This is a genomic window from Achromobacter sp. ACM02, assembly GCF_014851605.1.
Lineage (GTDB): Bacteria > Pseudomonadota > Gammaproteobacteria > Burkholderiales > Burkholderiaceae_B > Achromobacter > Achromobacter aegrifaciens.
This window is the reverse complement of the sequence record NZ_JACUZY010000005.1, coordinates 538,655-559,047: the sequence shown is the minus strand read 5'-3', so window position 1 is coordinate 559,047 and position 20,393 is coordinate 538,655. Positions and strand designations below refer to the sequence as shown.

Genomic DNA, 20,393 nt, shown 5'->3' with positions numbered 1-20,393 from the left:
CGCCATGTCCAGTAACGCTCAGCTTTTCGAACGCGCCTGCCGCAGCATCCCCGGCGGCGTCAACTCGCCCGTGCGCGCCTTCCGCTCCGTGGGCGGCACGCCGCGCTTCATCAAGCGCGCGCAGGGCCCGTACGTGTGGGACGCGGAAGACAAGCAGTACATCGACTACGTCGGTTCCTGGGGCCCGGCCATCCTCGGCCATTCGCATCCTGAAGTGGTGCGCGCCGTGCAGGACGCGGCGGTCAACGGCCTGTCCTTCGGCGCTCCCACCGAAGCGGAAATCGAGCTGGCCGAAGTGCTGATCTCGCGCCTGCCCTCGCTGGAGCAGGTGCGCCTGGTCAGCTCGGGCACCGAAGCGACCATGACGGCCATCCGCCTGGCCCGCGGCGCCACCGGCCGCGCCAAGATCGTGAAGTTCGAAGGCTGCTACCACGGCCATTCGGACAGCCTGCTGGTGAAGGCGGGCTCGGGCCTGCTGACCTTCGGCAACCCCAGCTCGGCCGGCGTGCCGCCGGAATTCGTTTCGCACACGCTGACCCTGGAATACAACAACCTGGACGCCGTGCGCGAGGCTTTCGCCCAGCATGGCGCCGACATCGCCTGCATCATCGTCGAGCCGGTCGCCGGCAACATGAACCTGATCAAGCCGGCCCCTGGCTTCCTGGAAGGCCTGCGCGAGGTCTGCACGCAGCACGGCGCGCTGCTGATCTTCGACGAAGTCATGACCGGTTTCCGCGTCGGCCCGCAAGGCGTGCAAGGCCTGACCGGCGTCAAGCCCGACATCACCACGCTGGCCAAGGTGATCGGCGGCGGCATGCCGGTGGGCGCCTTCGGCGGCAGCGCCGAGATCATGAAGCACATCGCCCCGCTGGGCGGCGTCTATCAGGCCGGCACGCTGTCGGGCAACCCGGTGGCCGTGGCCGCGGGCCTGGCCACGATGCGCCTGATCGCCGCTCCGGGCTTCTACGACAAGCTGTCGGCCCAGACCGCCAAGCTGGCCCAGGGCCTGCAGGAACGCGCCCGCGCCGCGGGCCTGGCCTTCTCGGCCGACTCGGTGGGCGGCATGTTCGGCATCTACTTCAGCGATAAGGTCCCGACCTCGTTCGCCGAAGTCTCGGCCTGCGACACGGCGGCGTTCAATCGCTTCTTCCATGCCATGCTGGACCACGGCGTGCACTTCGCGCCGTCCGCCTTCGAAGCGGGCTTTGTCTCGGCCACGCACGACGACGCGGTGATCAAGTCCACCCTGGACATCGCCGAAAAGGTCTTCGCGTCCATGTAACGACGCCGGGGAGCCGGCCCGCGGCCGCTCCCCTTCAAGGCGCCTTGTAGTGCTCGTACAAGGCGGTCACATCCCGCACGTACGCCTGGGTCTCCGCATAGGGCGGCACGGCGTCATATTTGCGCACCGCCCCTTCCCCCGCGTTATAGGCCGCCAGCGCCAGATCCAGCCGGCCCGGATACTGGTCGATCAGCCGGCGCAGATGGCGCGAGCCCGCGTTCACATTGGTCGCCGGATCCACCAGCGCCGTCTCCACGTCAGCCACTGAAAGCAGCGGCGCCGCGGTGGCAGGCATCAACTGCATCAGGCCCAACGCCCCCTTGGGCGAACGCGCATCGCTGCGAAAGCCCGATTCGATTGCGATCACGGCCCTGAGCAAGGCCTGGTCCACGCCCGACTCCCGGGCCGCCCGGGCAATCAGCCCGTCATGCGCCTGCGGCACCTTCAGGTCTTCCCAACGCTGCGCGCGCGAGGCAGAGGCCAGCGTCACCAGGCGCGCGCCATCGCCGGACTTGGGCTCGCAGTCCAGACAGACCTTCATGCCGCTGCCGCGCCAGGCGGTCCTGGCCTGCGCCCGCTTGTAATACTTGGCGTAACCCGTGGGCACCTTCATCGACCGCCACACGCCATAGGGATCCTTGTAGCGATAGATGTCGGCCGCCTGGGCGGAACCGGCGGGCGCCAGGGCCAGAACGCCGCTCACCAGGGCCGCCAGCGCCGCCATGCCCGCGGCGCGCGCCGCGAAGGCGCGCAGGGCCGGCAGGACGGGACAGGGATGGCGGTGCATGGGCGGCTCCGGCGGCGTCCGAAGACGCGGAATCGAGCTCCTATGCTGCTGCGGCAACGCCCTTTTGTCGCTAGTACCGACGCCCTAGTCCTGCCCGGACGGTCGCCATCCCAGGGGCAAACAGGGGCAGAACTAGGGCATGCGGCGGAATTTGCCTCACCTACTTTCCAGTAGCCTATAACGCTTGGGATAGAATATGACTTAATATTTCCTATGATTACCAAATAATTTCACCTGGCAGAAACACCAGGCTGGAGAGAGGCAAGATGGACGCAGAAAACACGCTCCGGCTGACGCTGGACGCCACGACCAACGTCCTGACGGCGGTCTACACGCCGCCCGCGCGTCCCGACTCGGCGGATTCCGCCCTGGCGCCCGCCTCGCCAGCCGAGACAGACGGCGCAACCGCCCTGGACACCGAGGTCAGCGTCGCGGTCGACGACGACGAACCGCGTCCCAACGTCAATGCCGACCTGCCCAGCTGGGACACCCTGGCAGCGGCGGCCGTCGCTCAGGGCTGGGGTGCCGAGGCGCTGGACAGCCAGGCCGTCCTGACCTTCATCGACCTGTGCCGCCACGCCAACGAAACCGTGAAGGCCCCGGTCGGCCAGGTCATCGACGGCTCACTAGAGCTGGAACTGGACGCCGAGCGCATGTCCGCCCTGCTGACCCTGCTCCCGCCCAAGGGCGGCAAGCCCGTCACGTTGGAAGCCGTGCGCCAGGTGCTGGCCGAACGCGGCATTGTCCACGGCATCCTGGAACAGGAGCTGATCGACGCCGTCACGCAGGGCCGGCGCGAAACCACGCAGATCGCCCGCGGCACGCCGCCCACCCGCGGCACCCCGACGCGCTTCGAAAGCCTGCTGGACCGCCTCAAGCCCCGCGGCCAGGATATCGACGAACTGGCCCAGGTCGACTACCGCGACCTCGGCAGCCTGCTGCTGGTCACGCCCGGCATGCCACTGATGCGGCGCACGCCGCCCCTGCCCGGCGTGGACGGCAGCACCGTGCTGGGCGAACCGATCCTGCCCAACGAACTGCCTGACACGCCGTTCGCCAGCGACCTGTCCGGCGCCGCCGTCGACCCGGAAGATCCGCTGCTGCTGCGCGCCACCATCGCCGGTACGCCCACCCTGGTCAGCCACGGCGTGCAGGTCAATCCGCTGGTCGAAGTCGACGCCGTCAACCTCAGCACCGGCAACATCCATTTCGAAGGCTCGCTGCTGGTGCGCGGCGACATCGCCGCCACCATGGAAGTCCACGTGACGGGCGACGTGATGGTCAACGGCACCATGGAAGCTGCGCTGGTCGAGGCCGGCGGCAACGTCACGGTCAAGGGTGGCATCATCGGCCTGGCCGAAGCCCTGCAAGACGCCACCGCCGCCGCGCGCACCGCGCGCGTCGTCTGTGGCGGCGCACTGCGCGCCAAGTTCATCGAAAACGCCGTCATCAGTGCAGGCAAGGACGTAGACGTAGAGCGCGAAATCCGCCAGAGCAGCATCGCGGCCGGCGGCAGCGTCAACGTCGGCCCGCCCAACACCCAGCAAAGCGCCATCACCGGCGGCCAGACCCGCGCCATGCAGGCCGTACGCGCCGGCACCATTGGTTCGCCCTCGGGCATCCCGACGCTGGTGCAGGCCGGCCTGGATCCGCATGCCGACATCAAGCGTTCGGCATTGGCGCGCAAGCGCCAGAAGATGCACGAGGAAAAATCCAAGCTGGAGCAACTGCTGATGTTCCTGAAGGCCAATCCTCAACGCGCCCCGGGCGACGTAGCCGACCGCGCCCGCAACACCCACGTCAAGCTCAGCCAGGACCTGCTGGCGCTGGACGCGGAGGAAGCCCAGCTGGTGCTGGACCTGCAGCCCCTGGCCAGCGCCACCATCCAGGCCGCGCGCCGCTTCTGCGGCGGCGCGACGATTCAGGTGGGCAACAAGGTGCAGGAATTCCTGGAAGACCAGATCGGCGGCAAGGCCGCCGTCGAAGAAGGGCAGATCGTCATCCGCTGACCCTGCCCGCTGGCGCCCTCAGGGCGCCAGTTCCTTGAACCAGGCGCGCGGCGAAATGCCGCGGTCCGGCCCCAGGATGGAAAAGCCGCCGTCCACGGGTATGTCCACCCCCGTCATCCACGAGGCCGCGTCGGAGCAGGCGAAGCACACCGCCGCGGCGATCTCCTCGCCCGACCCTACCCGCCCCAGCGGATGGAAATGCGCTCCCACCGCGTCCGCCGCCGGACGCGAACCGCCCGACAACTGTTCCACCGACGGCGACCAGGTCCAGGCCGGCGACACCGCCAGCACGCGCACGCCGGCCGGCGCCAGCTCCACCGCGAAGTTCTTGGTGATCTGCAGCAGCGCCGCCTTGGACGCCGGATAAAGCGCGCGCCCGGCCGCGCCGAACTTGCCGCCGGTGCTGCCCATGTTCACCACCACGCCGCCGCGCGGCAGCAGCGGCGCAGCCAGTTGCGTGAAGATGGCCGCCGACACCAGGTTGGTGTCCAGCGTGTTGTGCCATTCCTCGCGCGACGAGGCCAGGCCCCGGTCCGCGTACTGGCAAGCGTTGTTGACCAGGATATCCAGCCGTCCGAAACGCGCCACGGCAGCATCGATGCAGCGCTGTATCTGCGCGTCCTGCCCGATGTCGGTTTCGCAGTACAGCGCACGGCCGTCCAGCTCGTCTTCGAGCTTGCGGCCGGCCTCGGCGTTGCGCCCGACCAGCACCACGTTGACGCCAGCCGCGGCCAGGCCGCGCGCGATGTCCGCGCCCAGTCCCTGGGTGCTGCCAGTGACGATGGCGGTCTTGCCGGCCAGCCCGGGAAAGCCTGTGAAATCCATGATGAATCCTTGATCAATGAGGCGCGGCGGCCCAGCGCACAGCTTCCGCCACCGGCCCGGTTTGCGCAATCAGGCGCATGCTGGCCAGCGACGCGTCGTGCACCGCCGGGTCGGCGGACGCGCAGGCGTCCTGCGCCACCATGACCTCGAAGCCGATGTCGGCCGCATGGCGCACCGTGCCCTCCACCACCGAATGCGTGGCGACGCCTGCCACCACCAGCCGACGCGCGCCCAAGAGCCGCAGGGTCTCTTCCAGCGGCGTGCCGTAGAAGGCGCTGATGCGGGTGTGCTTCACCACGAACTCGCGCGCGCTGCCGGCCAGCGGCTGCAGCCCCTCGTAAAACGCGCTGCCCCACTGCCCCTCCGGCACCGCGCCGATGGCGGCCACGTTGCGGAAGATGGGGCAATTGGCCATCAGGTCGGCGTAATCGGGCCGGAATGCGATGCGCACGTGCACGATGGGCAGATCATGCGCCCGCGCCCCCGCCAGCAGGGCCGCCGCGTTGTCCAGCAGGCGCTGGCGCGCCCCGCTGTCCGCATCCAGGCCGACACGGATCTTGCCCTCGGGATGCAGCACGTCGTTCTGGAAGTGCAGCGCCAGCACCGCGGCGTCGGTCGCAGTCACACGAACACCTCGAACACGTCGTGCACGTCGTCGCAATTGACCAGATCCACCCGCTTCATGCGGATACGCCAGCTGTCGCCCTCGGCGGCCAGCTTGTGGGTATAGCGGCCCGCCAATTGGCGCGGCTGGCGCTTGCGCCATTCGGTCATCTGGAAGGTGGAATGCACCACCAGATTGCCGCCGGCGTCCACGCCCTCGATCTCCACCGCGCCCACCAGCCGCGCGCTGCGCGTGGGCGGCTGCTGCGACCAGTTGCGCGGATGCTCCAGCCGGCGGATGCGCACGTCGCGCAGCATGCGGTCTTCCCAGAACAGCGAGATGTGGTCGTAGGGGCTCTGCTGGCCCGGCGTGCGCGGCATCCAGTACATGCCGTCGGCGGTCCACAGCGCCTGCCAGTCGTCGTAGCGGCGTTCGTCCAGCAGGCGGGCCTCGCGGTACAGGAACTGCGCGATGCGGTGATAGGCGTCGGCCGGGACCTCGGCCGGCGACAGGCCTTCCGTGCTCACGTCGAAATCAAGGTCTAGCAGCATGAGCGGTCTCCGGTGGCGGCTTCGGCGGCGGCGGGGCCGGCTTCCATATAGGTCTTCCAGGCGTCGAACTGGTTGCGCATGGGCAGCTCGCTGGTGCCGTTGACCGACACCAGGCCTTCGCTATCGCTGCGGTCGCTGCCGTGGTAGCGGTGCATGCTGACCCATTCACCGCCACGCGTGGCGTTACCTTCCTGGCAGCGGTTGTAGAGTTCGATGTCGTCCGGCATGACGTTGGACGAAGGCGAGTTGATGACGTTGGCGTACAGCATGGCGCGCTTGAAAACGCCGTCCGGCGCGCCCTTGCAGCGGAAGGTCTGGATCTCGATCATGGTGCGGTCGACGGCGATGGGTCGGATCACGCGGAACTGCTGGAACACCGTGTGGGGCGAGCCGCTGCCGTAGATCACCGTGTTGTGGCGGTTCATGCCCAGGATCTCGCGGGCGCGCGTCTCGCCATAGGCGGCGGTCAGGGTTTCGAAATGCGCCCGCGACACCGGGTCGCGCTCGGCCGCGCCCGGATTGAAGATGCCTTCCATGTAGCCGTGGCCGTTGGGATAGGCGCGCAGCTCCAGCTTTTCCCAGAATTCGTAGGGTTCGCCGTTGCCGTCCATGATGTGCAGCTCCAGCGGCATCTCGCCCATTTCCTTGGCTTCGTCGCGGGCCGCGGCATACGACGATTCATGCGTGACGCGGGCATGCATGGTGTCGTGCAGGTTCTCGTAGAACACCTTCCAGTTGGAACGCTGCATGACGCGGAAGATGCCACCGGCCACTTCCACCTCGCCCACCGGCGAACGGTCGCAGAGATTGTCGATCGACGAGCGCACGCCGCCCAGGAAGTCTTCCAGCGCCGGGCCGTCCTTGGCCTGGCTGGCGAACACGAAGCCGCGATAGCTTTCCACGCGCGCCACCCGGCGCATCGAAAAGGACGGATCGGCGGGATCGTAGGCCGTACCCTCCAGCCCCTGCTTCAACGGCACGCCCAGATGGCTGCCATCCAGCTTGAAGGTCCAGGCGTGGTAGGGGCAGCGGAAGAACTTGCCGACGCAGCCCTCGCCGTCGGCCACTACCTTGGCGCCCTTGTGCGGGCAGCGGTTGTACAGCACATGCACGCGGCCGTCGGTGGCGCGCACCATCAGCACGTCCTGGTCGCCCAGGCGCGTGGTGTGGTAGTCGCCCGTCTTGGGCACCTGGCTTTCGTGCCCCACGTAGATCCAGGCGCGGCCATAGATCCGCTGCATCTCCAGGTCGAAGATGGCGGGGTCGGTGTAGACGCCGCGGTGCACGCTGTCGCCGCGCACCATCGCGGCCAATTGCTCTTCGGTGTATGACATGTCCGGCTCCTACTTGTTCTCGCTTTCTTTCCAGCGCGCCATCAACGTGTTCGACGGCAGGGTCTCGTCCAGCAGCTTGGCCGCGGTCTCGCGACCGGCCACGGGCAGGCCCTTGGGGTCCAGCAGGCCCACCTGCACCAGCACGCTGGCCTGGTCCCAATAGATGTGCTCGTGATAGAGCTTGTCGCCGCGGAACTTGACGATGGCGATCAGCGGAATCTCCACGTACTTGCCCGTGGGCTTCACGCCCGGCAGCAGCCAGTCGATCTCGGTGGTGTGCGTGAAGCAGAACAGCAGCTCGTCCACGATCTGCGTCGCGCCCACCGTGCGCGACAGCGGCACCAGGCGCGTATCCGGCGGATTGCTGTTGACGAAGTGATGCTGGTAGAAGCGGCTGAGCTCCTTGTGGCCCACGCCCCCGGTCATGGTGGGGATGTGGTTAACGTAGGGTTCGGCGACCATGGTCGCCATGGTCGCCGCCACATCGCGCGTGCCGAATTCGTACTCGCAGTGCTTGTCCCACAAGTACGAATAGTCGAACTCCGGCCCGATGGCGCGCTGCAAGGCCGCCATGCTGCGCTGATGCGCCATCAGCGCCGAAGGCTTGTCGTAATGGTCCCCGCCCGTGCGCGCGAACGCATGGTCCATGCCCGGGTAGACGTAGATCTGCACCCCGGGCTTGTTGCCCAGCGCTTCCAGGATGCGCTGACGCGCCTCGGGCGGACAGAAGCCGTCCTGCTCGGCGATGTGCAGCACCAGCCGGCCGCGCAGTTGCGCCGCTTCGTCCAGGCTGTTCTCGATGCCTACGCCGTAGTAGCCGATGGCCACGTCCACGTCGGTGCGGCAGGCGGCCAGGTAGGCCAGCTTGCCGCCCAGGCAGTAGCCCAGCACGCCCACCCCGCCCTGCTGTTCAGGCAGCCCGCGCAGCGCGGCGATGGTGGACGCGATGTCCTTCAGGCCCAGCTCTACGTCGAATTTCTGGTAAAGCTCGAAGGCGCGCGGCATGTCGGCCGGGCCATCGGTCAGCTGGATGCCCGGCTGCTGGCGCCAGAACAGGTCCGGCACCAGCACCACATAACCTTCCTCGGCCAGCAGCTGCGCCGCGCGGCGCATGAAATCGTTCACGCCGAAGATCTCCTGGCACAGCACCAGGCCCGGGCCATGCCCGGACGCCGGCACGGCCAGATAGGCGCCGAAGGACTTGCCGTCATGCGAGGCCACCGTCACTTCGCGCGTCGTAATGTTCTGGGTCATACGTATCTCCTTGTTGCGGATGTCCGCCCTACTTCATCTGGCAGGCTGCGGCGAAAGGGTCCTGATACTGGGTCAGCACCGTGCCCGACAGCTTATTGGACAACTTGCCCCCCGCCCCGGCCTCGACGATGCGCAGGTAATAGTTCTGCACCGGATATTGGTTGCGGTTGAACTTGAAATCGCCGCGCACCGACTTGAAGTCCGCGCGCCGCAGCGCCGGACGCAGCGCGTCCGCCTCCAGCTTGCCGCCGGTCTGGCGCACCGCGCTGTCCAGCAACATGGCCGCGTCATAGCCCTGCGAGGCATACAGCGTGGGACTGCGGTTGTAGGTCTTCCGGAAGTCCTCGACGAACTTGCGGTTGGCGGGGTTGTCCAGGTCCGAGGCCCACTGCGAGGTATTGCGCATGCCCTCGATGGGCGCGCCCACCGCCGCGATGGTGTCCTCGTCGCCCGAGAAGCCCGGCGCCAGCAGCGCGATCTCCTTGGACAGGCCGGCGCCGTTGAACTGCTTGATGAAATTCACGCCCATGCCGCCGGGCAGAAAGAAGAACACCGCGTCCGGCTTGCTGGCGCGCAGGCGCGTGATCTCCACGCCATAATCCAACTGCCCCAGCTGGGTGTAGATCTCTTCGGACAGCCCGCCCTTGTACAGGCGCTTGAAACCGTTGAGCGATTCGCGTCCGCCCGGATAATCCGGCGCGATCAGCGCCACGCTCTTGTAGCCCTGGTCTGTGGCGTACTTGCCCATCGCGGCCGGGATGTCCTCGTTCTGCCATGCCACCGCGAAGAAATTCGGATTACAGCCTGCGCCCGCATAGTTCTCCGGGCCAGTATTGGTGCTCAGGTAGATGGTGCCCGACTGCAGGATGGCCGGCATCACCGGCAGCAGCACATTCGAGAACACGATGCCCGTCATGACGTTCACGCGGTCGCGCTTCAACAGCCGCTCCACCGCCTGGCGGCCCGTGTCCGCCTTCTGCTGGTCGTCCGCCACCACGACTTCCGCCGGCAAGCCGCCGAGCTTGCCGCCCGTATGTTGCAGCGCCAGGTTGAAGCCGTCGCGGATCTCGTTGCCCAGCGCCGCGCCCGGCCCCGACAGCGTGGTCAGCAAGCCGACCTTGACCTTGTCCGCCGCCGTCGCGCCCGCCGCCGCCGTCATGCACACCAGCGCAGCCAGCGCGCGCCGGCTCCATAGATTCCGATTCATGAGCCACCCCGTTATCCCCGCCTGGCCATGCCGGCGGAAAGCTGACAGAACCCGTCTGCCGTCGGTTAACGCATGCTGCCGAACAACGCCGCCAGCTTACGCGCCGCGGCGGCGCCCTCCAACCTGCACGCGAAGGGCCTGCCGGCTAGATTAGGCCGCGCCAGGGGGCCGCTCTATCCGGATTCCGTCAGCCTTATCCGGGAATCACTTAATTCCAAGTCCTTGACGTTTAAATTACCCTCGGCAGTGACACGGGAGCGTTCCCGTCCCGGAGGCATCCATGCACGGCTGGTCCCGACTTACGCTTGCGCCGCTGTTCAAGCGGCGCGTCTTCAGCTCCACCCAGCAGGACGAGACGCGCACCCTCGTATCTGAAGCCCTGAAGGAACACCGTCTCACCTGGAAGGGTGGCCGCGTCGATGCCGAACTGAACCGGGGCCGCTTCGGGTCGCTGACGGTCTGTACGCTGCGCTACGGCGCCGAAGTCCACATCGAACCCGACCGCCTGCAGGATTTCATGCTGGTCCAGGTCCCCCTGAGCGGCCGCGCCTGTATCGAATGCGGCAACGACCGCGTCGACGCCGACCCCGACTGCGCCGCGGTCATCGCCCCCAACCGCCCGCTCAAGCTGCACTGGGAAGCCGGCTGCGAACAACTGCTGCTCAAGATCCCCCGCGGCAAGCTCGAAGCCATCGGGCAGCGCGCATTCGGCGAAGCCGCCACCAGGCCGCTGGATTTCAGCCCCGCCCTGCGCCTGGACAATCCCGTGGGCGCCGTCTGGCGCAGCATGGTCGAAAGTCTGATCCACCTGCTGCCCACCCTGGACGACGGCGCCCCCCGTCCGCCCGCGGCCTGGCTGGAGCACCTGGAAGACACGCTGGTGCTGCACCTGCTCTACAACCAGCCCAACAGCTGGCAGGCGCACGCTGGCATCGCCCCCGCCGTCCCGCGCCGCCTGAGCGCCGCCGAAGCCTATATGCGCGACCGCCTCGCTGCTCCGCTCACCCTGGCCGACATCGCCCGTCACGCCGGCGCCAGCGCCAGCGCGCTGACGCGCCTGTTCCAGGAACACCGCAACACCACGCCCATGAATGCGCTGCGGGCGCTGCGGCTGGACGAAGCCAGAAACCGGTTGCGCACGCAGACAGGCGCCAGCGTCACCGAAGTGGCGCTGGGCGTAGGGTTCGGACATCTGGGGAGGTTCTCGGAGTATTACCGGGAACGTTTCGGGGAACTGCCGCGCGAGACGCGGCGGGTCATGGAGTGACGGGTGATGGAGTAACTCAAGCCACCCGCGCTCCTCCGATGGAAACCACCGTCGCGCTGAAGTCCTTCAGCAACGTCTCCCTGCGCGCCGCCACGCTCTCCATCGCGGCCTCCTTCACATGCCCGTACCCCCGGATGTCCTCGGGCAAGCTCGCCAGCGCCACCGCACGATCCAGATTCCCGCGATTCAATTTCGACAGGATCGCCGTGATCGTCTCCCGGTACTCGCGGATCAGTTCGCGTTCGGCGCGGCGCTCGGCCGTGTAACCGAACGGGTCCAGTTTCGTGCCGCGCAATCTCCGCATCCGCGCCAGCACCCGGAACACGCGCAACATCCCCGGGCCATAGCTGCGCTTGATCAGGCGGCCTTCCTGGTCGCGCCGCGCGAATAGCGGCGGCGCCAGGTGGAAACGCAGCTTCCAGTCGCCTTCGAACTGCGCTTGCACCCGTTTGAGGAACTCTCCGTCCGAATACAGCCGCGCGACTTCGTACTCGTCCTTGTAGGCCATCAGCTTGAAGTAGTAGCGTGCCACCGCCAGCGCCAGCCGGTTGGTGCCCGTGGCCTCGCGCTCGGCGCGCGCCACCTTGTCCACCAGTTCGGTGTATTGCAGGGCGTAAGCCTGGTTCTGGTAGTCGGTCAGGAAAGCCTTGCGCACCGCCACCACCCGCTCCAGTTCGCCGGTCGGCTTCTTCAGTTCCATCACCGGACTGGCGGCGCGCGGGCGCTTGAGTTCGATGATGCCTTCCGGCCGCGACGGCGCGCCGCCGTTGGCGATCAGGCGCTTCACGTCCGCCAGGTCGTGCGCGGCGCGGCGGCCCCAGGCAAAGGCTGCCAGGTTGTTCGGCACCTGCTGGCCGTTCAGTTCGATGGCGCGCAAGAGCGCCTGCTGCGACAGCGGGATCCAGCCCTTCTGGTAGGCGTAGCCCATCATCAGCGGATTCGAGTAGATCGCGTCGCCCAGCAAGCCCAGGGCCAATGCGGCGGCATCGACGGTGGCCAGGTGCTCCTTGCCGCAGGCGGACGCCAGGTCTGCAGTCAGGTTGGCGCCCGGCAGCGTCCAGTCCGGATTGCCGACGAAGGCCGCGGTCGGCGCGGTGTCGCTGTTGAGCAGCACGCGGGTGCGCTCCGGATTCACCCGCGCCATGGATTCGGCGCTGGTGGCCACGACCAGATCGCCTGCCAGCAGCAGGTCGGCCTCGCCCATGGCGACCCGCGTATTCAGCAGGCGGTCCGGCGTCTGCGCCAGCACCACGTGCGAGTACACCGCGCCGCCCTTTTGCGCCAGGCCCGCCATGTCCAGCACCGAACAGCCCTTGCCTTCCAGGTGCGCGGCCATGCCCAGCAACTGGCCTATGGTGACCACGCCCGTGCCGCCCACGCCAGCGATGAAGACGCCGTAGGGCTGATGCAGTTCGCGCGCCGCCGGATGCGGCACGTCGTCGTCGATGGCGCCGTCCTGCGCCAGGGCGTCCGGCTTCTTGAGCTTGCCGCCTTCCACCGTCACGAAGCTGGGGCAAAAACCCTTCAGACAGGAGAAATCCTTGTTGCAGCTGGACTGGTTGATCGTGCGCTTGCGGCCGAACTCGGTGTCCAGCGGTTCCACCGACAGGCAGTGCGATTTCTGTGAACAATCGCCGCAGCCTTCGCACACGCGCTCGTTGATGAGCACGCGGCGGGCCGGATCCGGGTAGGCATTGCGCTTGCGGCGGCGGCGCTTCTCGGTGGCGCAGGTCTGGTCATAGATCAGCACCGATACCGCGGGATGCTCGCGCAGTTCGCGCATGACCGCGTCGAGTTCGTCGCGATGCCGCACCGGCACGCCTGGGGCCAGTCCCTCGACATGCTTGTACTTGTCGGGATCGTCGGTGACGACGATGATTTTCTCGATGCCCTCGGCCGCCACCTGGCTGCTGATCATGGGCACGCTCAAGGGGCCGTCCACCGGCTGCCCGCCCGTCATCGCCACCGCGTCGTTGAACAGGATCTTGTAGGTAATGGGCACCTTGGCCGCCACCGCCGCGCGTATGGCCAGCAAGCCCGAATGGAAATAGGTACCGTCGCCCAGGTTGGCGAACACGTGCTTTTCCTCGGTGAACGGAGCCTGTCCCACCCAGGGCACGCCCTCGCCGCCCATCTGTGTAAAGACATCGGTGCTGCGGTCCATCCAGCGGACCATGTAGTGGCAGCCTATGCCTGCCATCCCGCGCGAACCTTCCGGCAGGCGGGTCGAGGTGTTGTGCGGACAGCCCGAACAGAACCAGGGCTTGCGCTCTTCGACCACGCGCGGGCGCGCCAGCGCCTGTTCGCGGCCGCTGATGAAGGCCAGGCGCGCCTCGATGCCGGCGCGCACGTCCTCGGGCAGTTCGAAGCGCAGCAGGCGCGCGGCGATGGCGCGCGCGACCATCGCGGGCGAGAACTCGTAGTGCGCCGGCAGCAGCCAGTTGCCCTGCGGCACCGACCATTCGCCGCCGTCCTTGTCGTCGAACTTGCCGACCACGCGCGGAATCTTCTTGCCGCTGCCGATCCAGCTGAACAGTTCTTCCTTCAGCTGGTACTCCAGCACCTGGCGCTTTTCCTCGACCACCAGGATCTCGTCCAGGCCTTCGGCGAAATGCTGCATGCCGGTGGATTCCAGCGGCCAGACCATGCCGACCTTGAACAACCGCAGGCCGATGCGCTGGCATACGGACTCGGACAGCCCCAGGTCGGACAGCGCCTGGCGCGTGTCCAGATAAGCCTTGCCCGAGGTCATGATGCCGAAGCGCGCATCGCGCTGCGGCACGTGCCAGAGTTCGCGGTTGAGCTTGTTGGCGCGGGCATAGGCCAGCGCGGCATAGAGCTTGTAGTCCAGCAGGCGGGCTTCCTGCTGTAGCGGCGTGTCGGGCAGCCGGATGTTCAGGCCGTCGGCCGGCAGCAAAAAGTCCTGCGGCAGCAGGATCTCCACGCGATGGGGATCCACGTCCACGGAAGCCGAGACTTCGACGATGTCGGTGATGCACTTCATGCCCACCCAGACGCCCGCGTAGCGGCTCATCGCCCATCCATGCAGGCCGTAGTCCAGCACTTCCTGCACGCTGGACGGAAACAGCGCGGGAATCATGCAGGCCTTGAGGATGTGGTCGCTCTGGTGCGGCAGGGTCGAAGACTTTGCGGGGTGGTCATCGCCCGCCACCACCAGCACGCCGCCGTGGCGCGAGGTGCCGGCCGCGTTCGCGTGCTTGAAGACGTCGCCGCAGCGGTCCACGCCAGGCCCCTTGCCGTACCACATGCCAAACACGCCGTCGTACTTGGCGCCGGGGAACAGGTTGACCTGCTGCGAACCCCACACCGCGGTGGCGGCCAGGTCTTCGTTGATGCCCGGCTGGAACTCGACGTGATGCGCCTTCAGGTACTTGGCCGCCTTCCACATGTTCTGGTCCACGCCGCCCAGCGGAGAGCCGCGATAACCCGACACGAAGCCCGCCGTATTCAGGCCGGCGCGCGCATCGCGCACGCGTTGCATCATGGGCAGGCGGACCAGGGCATGGATGCCGCTCATCCAGGCGCGCCCGGATTCCAGGGTGTACTTGTCGTCCAGCTGGACGGATTCAAGCGCGGCACGCAAGGCGGGCGAAACAGGAGCGTTCATGTCGACTCCAAGGGATCCAGGAACCCCGGCCGGCTACGCGCGACACCCTCTTGAAGCGCACGCGGGCGAGCAAGGGACGTGAATTGCGGGCGCTGGCGCGCTTCTGTTTCCATTGTTTGTAACCGCTAGCCCCAACCCGGGCAATAGGGCGATGCGATAATTGCCGCCATGGACTTCGCCCCTCGTATCGTCGACTGGCAGCGCCGCCACGGCCGCCACGATCTCCCCTGGCAAAACACCTGGGATCCTTACCGCATCTGGCTCTCCGAGATCATGCTGCAGCAGACGCAGGTGGCGACGGTCATTCCCTACTACGAACGCTTCCTGCAGCGCTTTCCGGACGTCGCCGCGCTGGCGGCGGCCGCGCAGGAAGACGTGATGCCCTACTGGGCCGGACTGGGCTACTACGCCCGCGCCCGCAACCTGCACCGCTGCGCGCAAGAAATCGCGCGCGACTGGGGCGGAAGTTTCCCGCCCACGGCCGAAGCCATCGCCACGCTGCCTGGCATCGGCCGCTCCACCGCCGCCGCTATCGCCGCGTTCGCCTACGGCGAGCGCTCGCCCATCCTGGACGGCAACGTCAAACGCGTATTCACGCGGCACTTCGGCATCGCCGGCGATCCCGCCAAGCGTGAAGTCGAACAGAGGCTATGGGCGCTGGCCGATGCGCAGGTCGAGGCCGCGCCCGGCCTGGACATGGCCGCCTACACGCAGGGACTGATGGACCTGGGCGCCACGCTGTGCACGCGCGGCAAGCCCGCCTGCGAGGCCTGTCCCGTGGCGGACAGCTGCGTGGCCAAGCGCGAGGGCCGCCAGGCCGAACTGCCCACGCCCAAGGCGCGCAAGGCGATCCCCGAACGCGAGACCTGTATGCTGGTCCTGCGGCACCAAGGCGCCTTCCTGCTGCAGCAGCGGCCCGAACCCGGCATCTGGGGCGGACTGTGGAGCCTGCCCGAGTTCGACGTGTCGCAAGACCCCGACAGCGCTTCCCGCGCGCTGGGCCTGGAGCCCGAACACCGCTTCGAGCTGGCGGCCTTCGCCCACACCTTTACGCACTACCGCCTGCACATCCGGCCCTGGCTGGTGCCGGTGCGCGCAGCCGGGCTGCGCGAGTCCGCAAGGCCGGAGCGCTGGGTGCCGGCGGATGAACTGCCGTCGATGGCGCTGCCGGCGCCGGTGAAAAAACTGCTGCAAGGACTGGTCGACGCCGGGATGCAGGACAGCCTGTTCAAGGGCTGATCTTTCAGGGCTGCGCGCCCCCGCCCAACAAGATCACCAGCTTCAGGTCCGGATGCGTCGCCAGCCGGAACGTGATCTGCTGGTAAGCCAGCTTGCCGCGGCCCGGATGCTGGAACTCACGCAGGCCGCCTTCGCGCTCGACCACCGCGTGGCGCGTCCACCAGTGGGCGAACACCGGGCTTTGCCGGTTCAGGTTGTCCAAGAGCGCCAGCACGGCCGGCTCGTCCAGATGCGCGCCGGCATCGGCGCGGAATTCCGCCACCACGCGGCGAGCGCGCTGGTCCCAATCCACCACCAGCTCGCGGGCGGCGGGGTCCAGGAAGATATAGCGCAGCAGGTTGGGCTCGGCATCGCGCACCGGCCAGTTGTCGAACAGGTCGCGCAGCGGCTCGTTGTAGGCCAGCACGTTCCAGGCCCGGTCCAGCACATAAGCCGGAGCGTTGACCGCATTGACGCATTCCTGCAAGGGCCCCGGCGCGCCGGCGTCGTCGCGGCCGTGCTGCGGATCGGCACAGTCGGCCAGGTCGAACAGGTAGGCGCGTTCGGCGCGGGCCAGTTGCAGCACGCCCGCGATGCGCGACCAGACCGAGGGCGATACCGACACTTCCCGCCCCTGTTCGATCCAGGTGTACCAGGTGACGCTGATGCCGCAAAGCTGGGCGACTTCCTCGCGCCGCAGTCCGGGGGTGCGGCGGCGCATGCCTTCGGGCAGGCCGGCCATCTGGGGCGTGATGCGGGAGCGGGCGCTGCGCACGAATTCGCCCAGCGCCTGGCGGCGCAGGGGGGAGCCTTCGTGACCGGCGGCGCCGGCTTGGGGGGAAGTAGTCATACCAGGATGAGCAATGGACTTGTACGTGTATGGGCGGCCGCCTATCTTAGCGCCTGGGCCGCCGCTTCCAAATGCTTTCCGCCCCTGTACCGGCCCCAGCCACCCAAGGATTCCCATGACCGCCAGTACCCATGACGCCGCCGTCGACCGCCAATTCAGCCCGCGCGCGACCGCCTATCTGACCAGCGCCGTACACGCCCAGGGCGAAGACCTGCTGCAGATGGCCGACATCGCCGCGCAGCATCCCGAAGCCCGGCTGCTGGACCTGGGCTGTGGCGGCGGCCACGTGAGCTTTCACGTGGCGCCGCAGGTCAAACACGTCACCGCCTATGACCTGTCGCAGCAGATGCTGGACGTGGTCGCCGGCGAGGCCGCCAAGCGCGGGCTGGCCAATCTGGCCACCCGCCAGGGCAAGGCGGAGTACCTGCCCTTCGGCGACGGCGAGTTCGACCTGGTGATGTCGCGCTACTCCACCCACCACTGGCAGGACGCCGGGCGCGGCCTGCGGGAAGCCTTCCGCGTGCTGAAGCCGGGCGGCATCGCCGTGTTCGCCGACGTGGTGTCGCCGGGCGAGCCGCTCCTGGATACCTGGCTGCAGACCATCGAGGTGCTGCGCGACACCTCGCACGTGCGCGACTACTCGGTCGCCGAGTGGACCCGCATGCTGACCGAGGCCGGCTTCACCCTGCAGGGTCTGACGCCGCGCCGCCTGCCGCTGGAGTTCCAGTCCTGGGTTGTGCGCATGCGCACCCCGGAGACGCTGGTGGCGGCGCTGCGCCACATGTTCGGCATCGCGCCGGACGTGGTGCGCGCGCACTTCGAGGTGCAGGACGACGCATCCTTCACCAGCGACACGGCGACCATCGTGGTGAGAAAGCCGGGCTGATTCCTGCAGCGGCGGCGGGACCTGCTCGACAGCGCCCGCTTCCCCCTGTATAGGTACGGATTCGACAGAATCCCGCACAGGTAAGGAAGCGTCATGTCCGATACGTCCAAACAGTCATTGCCCGCCGCGTCCCCTGCGGACCTGACCGTCACCGAGGCCGCGGCCCTGATCCGGCAGGGCCGCCTCACCAGCGTTGCGCTGACCCAGGCCTGCCTGGACCGCATCGAGGCGCGCGCCGATCTCAACGCCTATCACCGTGGACCGCGCAGGCGCGCTGGCCCAGGCCCGCGCCCGGGATGCCGCCCGCGGCCAGGCGGACCAGGCCGCGCTGCCGCTGGCGGGCGTGCCCATCGCCATCAAGGACAACATCCACGTTGCCGGCCTGCCCAACACGGCCGGCACGCCCGCTTTGAAGAATTTCCGTCCGGCCGAGGACGCGCCGGTGGTGCGCCGCCTGCGCGAGGCGGGCGCCGTCATCGTGGGCAAGACCAACATGCATGAACTAGCCTTCGGCGTGTCGGGGTACAACACCGCCTTTCCCGGCGCGCACGGCGAGGGCACGCGCAATGCCTATGACGCGCGCCTGATCGCTGGCGGCTCGTCCTCGGGCAGCGGCGCGGCGGTGGGCGCGCACCTGACGCCGGCCGCGCTGGGTACGGACACGGGCGCCTCGGTGCGCCTGCCTGCGGCGGTGAACGGCGCGGTGGGCTTTCGCCCGTCGGTGGGCCGCTACGACGGCGCCGGCATCACGCCGATCTCGCACACCCGCGATACGCCGGGGCCCATCGCCAACAGCATGGACGACATCGTGCTGCTGGACGCGGTGCTGACGGGCGACCGCCAGCCCTTGTCCGCCCTGCCGCCTGCCGGCATGCGCCTGGGCCTGTGCGACTACTTCTGGAAGGACCTGGATCCGCAGGTGCAGGCCGTCACGGATGCCGCGCTGGCCAAGCTGCGCGCGGCCGGCGTGCAACTGGTCGAACTGGAAATGCCGGGCCTGGAAGCCAGCAACGCCGCGGTCGGCATGCCGGTCTGCCTGTACGAACAGAAGGGCGACCTGACCGACTATCTCAGCCGCTACGGCACGGGCCTCAGCTTCGGACAGGTGGTGGCGCAAATTTCCAGCCCGGACGTCAAAGGAATTTTCGACGGCCTCATCGTGCCTGGCGTGCTGCCCCTGCCCTCCGGCGAGGCGCTGCCTCTGCAGCCGCTTTATGAACGCGCCATGGCGACGCACCGCGACGAGCTCATCGGCGTGTACCGCCGCGCGTTCCAGGAGCATGCGCTGGACGGCCTGCTGTTTCCCACCGTGCCGATCCCGCCGATGGCCGCCACGCCCGAGGCCAGCAGCTTCGAGAGCTTCGGCCGCCTGGCGCGCAACGTCGATCCGGGCAGCAACGCCGGCCTGCCGGGGCTGAGCGTGCCTGCGGGCTTGGCAGCGGACGGACTGCCGGTGGGATTGGAAGTCGACGGGCTGCCGGGCGAGGACCGCAAGGTGCTGGCGGTCGGGTTGGCGCTGGAAAGCGTGCTGGGGCGCTTGCAGGGGCCGGGACGTTCCGGCGGCTGAGAGGCGCCTCATGCAAAAAAAATCGCCAGCCGGTTCACGGGCTGGCGATTTTCTTCGCGAGATGACGCGTGGCGTCGGAATCAGCCTTTCAGGCAGGTGCTCATGAAGGTCTTGCGCTTGTCGCCGGTCAGTTGCTGCGAGGTGGCCTTGGCGTTGCAGTCCTTCATCTTCTGCTGCTGCGGCGTAAGCTCCTTGGCGGGCGCGGCGGTTTCGCCCTTCAGGCAGCTGCTCATGTAGGCCTTGCGGTCGTCGCCCTTCTTGCCTTCAGCGGACTTGTTGCAGTCGGCCATGCGCTGCTGTTGCGGCGTAGGCGTCTTGGCGGTGGCGGGAGCTGCGGGGGTCTGGGCAAGGGCTGCGCCAGCAAAACAAGCGGTCAACAGAAAGGCCGAGGCCAACTGGCTGGTACGGGAAAGCATGGGTTCCTCCCTTGGCGCCCGCGCGCCTGGACTCAGTCGCAAAGGCGGGCCGCACGATCCGCCGGCCCAATCGCCGGCCCGGTCATGATCGAACAAACCCGAACCCTGCGCAAGAGTGCGGAAAGTCAAGAATCGCCAAGGCCTTACATGCCCCTGAAACCACCGGCCGCTTCCCTCGTGGACAGGCCATCCACGCAGGCGAATTTGCGACCAATCCAAGCACCCTGTTACCCATTCATCCCTTTGCCCCGTTGTGTACACGGCGGGAAAGGTGTGAGATAAGCATGCCCCCAAGGTAGAGGAGGCATTGACCGCCCTGCGGACCCGAACGGCGTCCGACTGCGCGGCTGCACAGGAGACCATGATGAAACTTGCCCTTGCTTCGTTCGCGCTGCTTGCCGGCCTGTCCGGCGCCGCCGGCGCGCAGAGCCTGGTCTACGGCGTCACGCTGGGCAATGTCCAGGCCGTGCGCGACGTCAACCAGAACGTGTCGGCCATCACCGGCCTGCTGTCCAACCAGTCGGCGCGGCACATCAACAGCGCCATGCTGACCTTCGTGCTGTACGACTCGCAGGGCCGCGAGATCGGCCGCGTTCGCGACGACGTCATCGGCCCGCTGGCGCCCGGCCAGATCAAGCAGATCCGGGCCGTCACGCCGCTGCAATTCGCCCGCGTCACCGCGCTGGACGTCGACGCCCGCTAGGCGCC

General features: G+C 67.9%; 16 protein-coding genes and 1 pseudogene. 7 read left to right on the top strand and 10 right to left on the bottom strand.

The window, feature by feature from the left end:
* Positions 1-4 precede the first annotated feature (4 nt).
* A complete protein-coding gene (hemL, locus tag IB258_RS18575) occupies positions 5-1,282 on the top strand; it encodes a glutamate-1-semialdehyde 2,1-aminomutase (RefSeq protein ID WP_054459395.1) in 1,278 nt (425 codons plus the stop codon).
* Between the two features lie 34 nt (positions 1,283-1,316).
* On the opposite strand, the gene IB258_RS18570 is transcribed toward hemL, so the two are convergent.
* A complete protein-coding gene (locus IB258_RS18570; RefSeq protein WP_192352992.1) occupies positions 1,317-2,069 on the bottom strand; it encodes a lytic transglycosylase domain-containing protein in 753 nt (250 codons plus the stop codon).
* A 266-nt stretch (positions 2,070-2,335) separates the two neighbouring features.
* On the opposite strand from IB258_RS18570, the gene IB258_RS18565 reads away from it, so the two are divergent.
* A complete protein-coding gene (locus IB258_RS18565; protein ID WP_119452195.1) occupies positions 2,336-4,078 on the top strand; it encodes a DUF342 domain-containing protein in 1,743 nt (580 codons plus the stop codon).
* A gap of 18 nt (positions 4,079-4,096) precedes the next feature.
* Here the strand turns inward: IB258_RS18565 and IB258_RS18560 are convergent, their stop codons facing one another.
* From IB258_RS18560 to IB258_RS18535, 6 genes are read right to left on the bottom strand one after another with little or no spacing between them, the layout of a single operon-like run.
* Positions 4,097-4,903 (bottom strand): SDR family oxidoreductase, encoded by an 807-nt coding sequence (locus IB258_RS18560; protein WP_054459400.1) that lies wholly within the window; start codon positions 4,901-4,903, stop codon positions 4,097-4,099.
* Between the two features lie 13 nt (positions 4,904-4,916).
* Positions 4,917-5,528: a cysteine hydrolase family protein gene (locus IB258_RS18555; RefSeq protein ID WP_054459402.1), complete on the bottom strand. Its 612-nt coding sequence runs from the start codon at positions 5,526-5,528 to the stop codon at positions 4,917-4,919.
* Positions 5,525-6,058, bottom strand: coding sequence for an aromatic-ring-hydroxylating dioxygenase subunit beta (locus IB258_RS18550; protein ID WP_054459404.1), 534 nt, complete (start codon positions 6,056-6,058; stop codon positions 5,525-5,527). The genes IB258_RS18555 and IB258_RS18550 overlap by 4 nt, the downstream gene beginning before the upstream one ends.
* Positions 6,049-7,392: an aromatic ring-hydroxylating dioxygenase subunit alpha gene (locus IB258_RS18545; protein WP_054459406.1), complete on the bottom strand. Its 1,344-nt coding sequence runs from the start codon at positions 7,390-7,392 to the stop codon at positions 6,049-6,051. Before IB258_RS18545 ends, IB258_RS18550 begins: the two co-directional genes overlap by 10 nt.
* A gap of 9 nt (positions 7,393-7,401) precedes the next feature.
* A complete protein-coding gene (locus tag IB258_RS18540; protein ID WP_054459407.1) occupies positions 7,402-8,646 on the bottom strand; it encodes a dienelactone hydrolase family protein in 1,245 nt (414 codons plus the stop codon).
* 28 nt (positions 8,647-8,674) lie between these two features.
* A complete protein-coding gene (locus IB258_RS18535; RefSeq protein ID WP_054459409.1) occupies positions 8,675-9,853 on the bottom strand; it encodes an ABC transporter substrate-binding protein in 1,179 nt (392 codons plus the stop codon).
* Positions 9,854-10,133: 280 nt separating this feature from the next.
* Here IB258_RS18535 and IB258_RS18530 point away from each other — a divergent pair, with 280 nt between their 5' ends.
* Positions 10,134-11,120, top strand: coding sequence for an AraC family transcriptional regulator (locus IB258_RS18530; protein WP_119452194.1), 987 nt, complete (start codon positions 10,134-10,136; stop codon positions 11,118-11,120).
* A gap of 16 nt (positions 11,121-11,136) precedes the next feature.
* Here IB258_RS18530 and IB258_RS18525 read toward each other — a convergent pair whose 3' ends face one another.
* Positions 11,137-14,748, bottom strand: a complete 3,612-nt coding sequence (locus tag IB258_RS18525; RefSeq protein ID WP_192352991.1) for an indolepyruvate ferredoxin oxidoreductase family protein — start codon at positions 14,746-14,748, stop codon at positions 11,137-11,139.
* 168 nt (positions 14,749-14,916) lie between these two features.
* Here IB258_RS18525 and mutY point away from each other — a divergent pair, with 168 nt between their 5' ends.
* Entirely contained in the window at positions 14,917-15,987 is a 1,071-nt protein-coding gene (gene mutY / locus IB258_RS18520; RefSeq protein ID WP_192352990.1) for an A/G-specific adenine glycosylase, read from the top strand.
* Positions 15,988-15,991: 4 nt separating this feature from the next.
* Here the strand turns inward: mutY and IB258_RS18515 are convergent, their stop codons facing one another.
* Positions 15,992-16,816, bottom strand: coding sequence for a helix-turn-helix transcriptional regulator (locus IB258_RS18515; RefSeq protein ID WP_192352989.1), 825 nt, complete (start codon positions 16,814-16,816; stop codon positions 15,992-15,994).
* A gap of 115 nt (positions 16,817-16,931) precedes the next feature.
* On the opposite strand from IB258_RS18515, the gene IB258_RS18510 reads away from it, so the two are divergent.
* Positions 16,932-17,702, top strand: coding sequence for a class I SAM-dependent methyltransferase (locus tag IB258_RS18510; protein WP_054459418.1), 771 nt, complete (start codon positions 16,932-16,934; stop codon positions 17,700-17,702).
* 93 nt (positions 17,703-17,795) lie between these two features.
* Positions 17,796-19,269: pseudogene (gene iaaH, locus IB258_RS18505) on the top strand (indoleacetamide hydrolase).
* Between the two features lie 80 nt (positions 19,270-19,349).
* On the opposite strand, the gene IB258_RS18500 reads toward iaaH, so the two are convergent.
* Positions 19,350-19,685 (bottom strand): PsiF family protein, encoded by a 336-nt coding sequence (locus IB258_RS18500; RefSeq protein ID WP_059377545.1) that lies wholly within the window; start codon positions 19,683-19,685, stop codon positions 19,350-19,352.
* 364 nt (positions 19,686-20,049) lie between these two features.
* On the opposite strand from IB258_RS18500, the gene IB258_RS18495 reads away from it, so the two are divergent.
* Positions 20,050-20,388 carry an FxLYD domain-containing protein gene (locus IB258_RS18495; protein ID WP_119452189.1) on the top strand — a complete coding sequence of 113 codons (339 nt, stop codon included), beginning with the start codon at positions 20,050-20,052 and terminating at the stop codon, positions 20,386-20,388.
* The last annotated feature ends 5 nt before the right edge of the window (positions 20,389-20,393 follow it).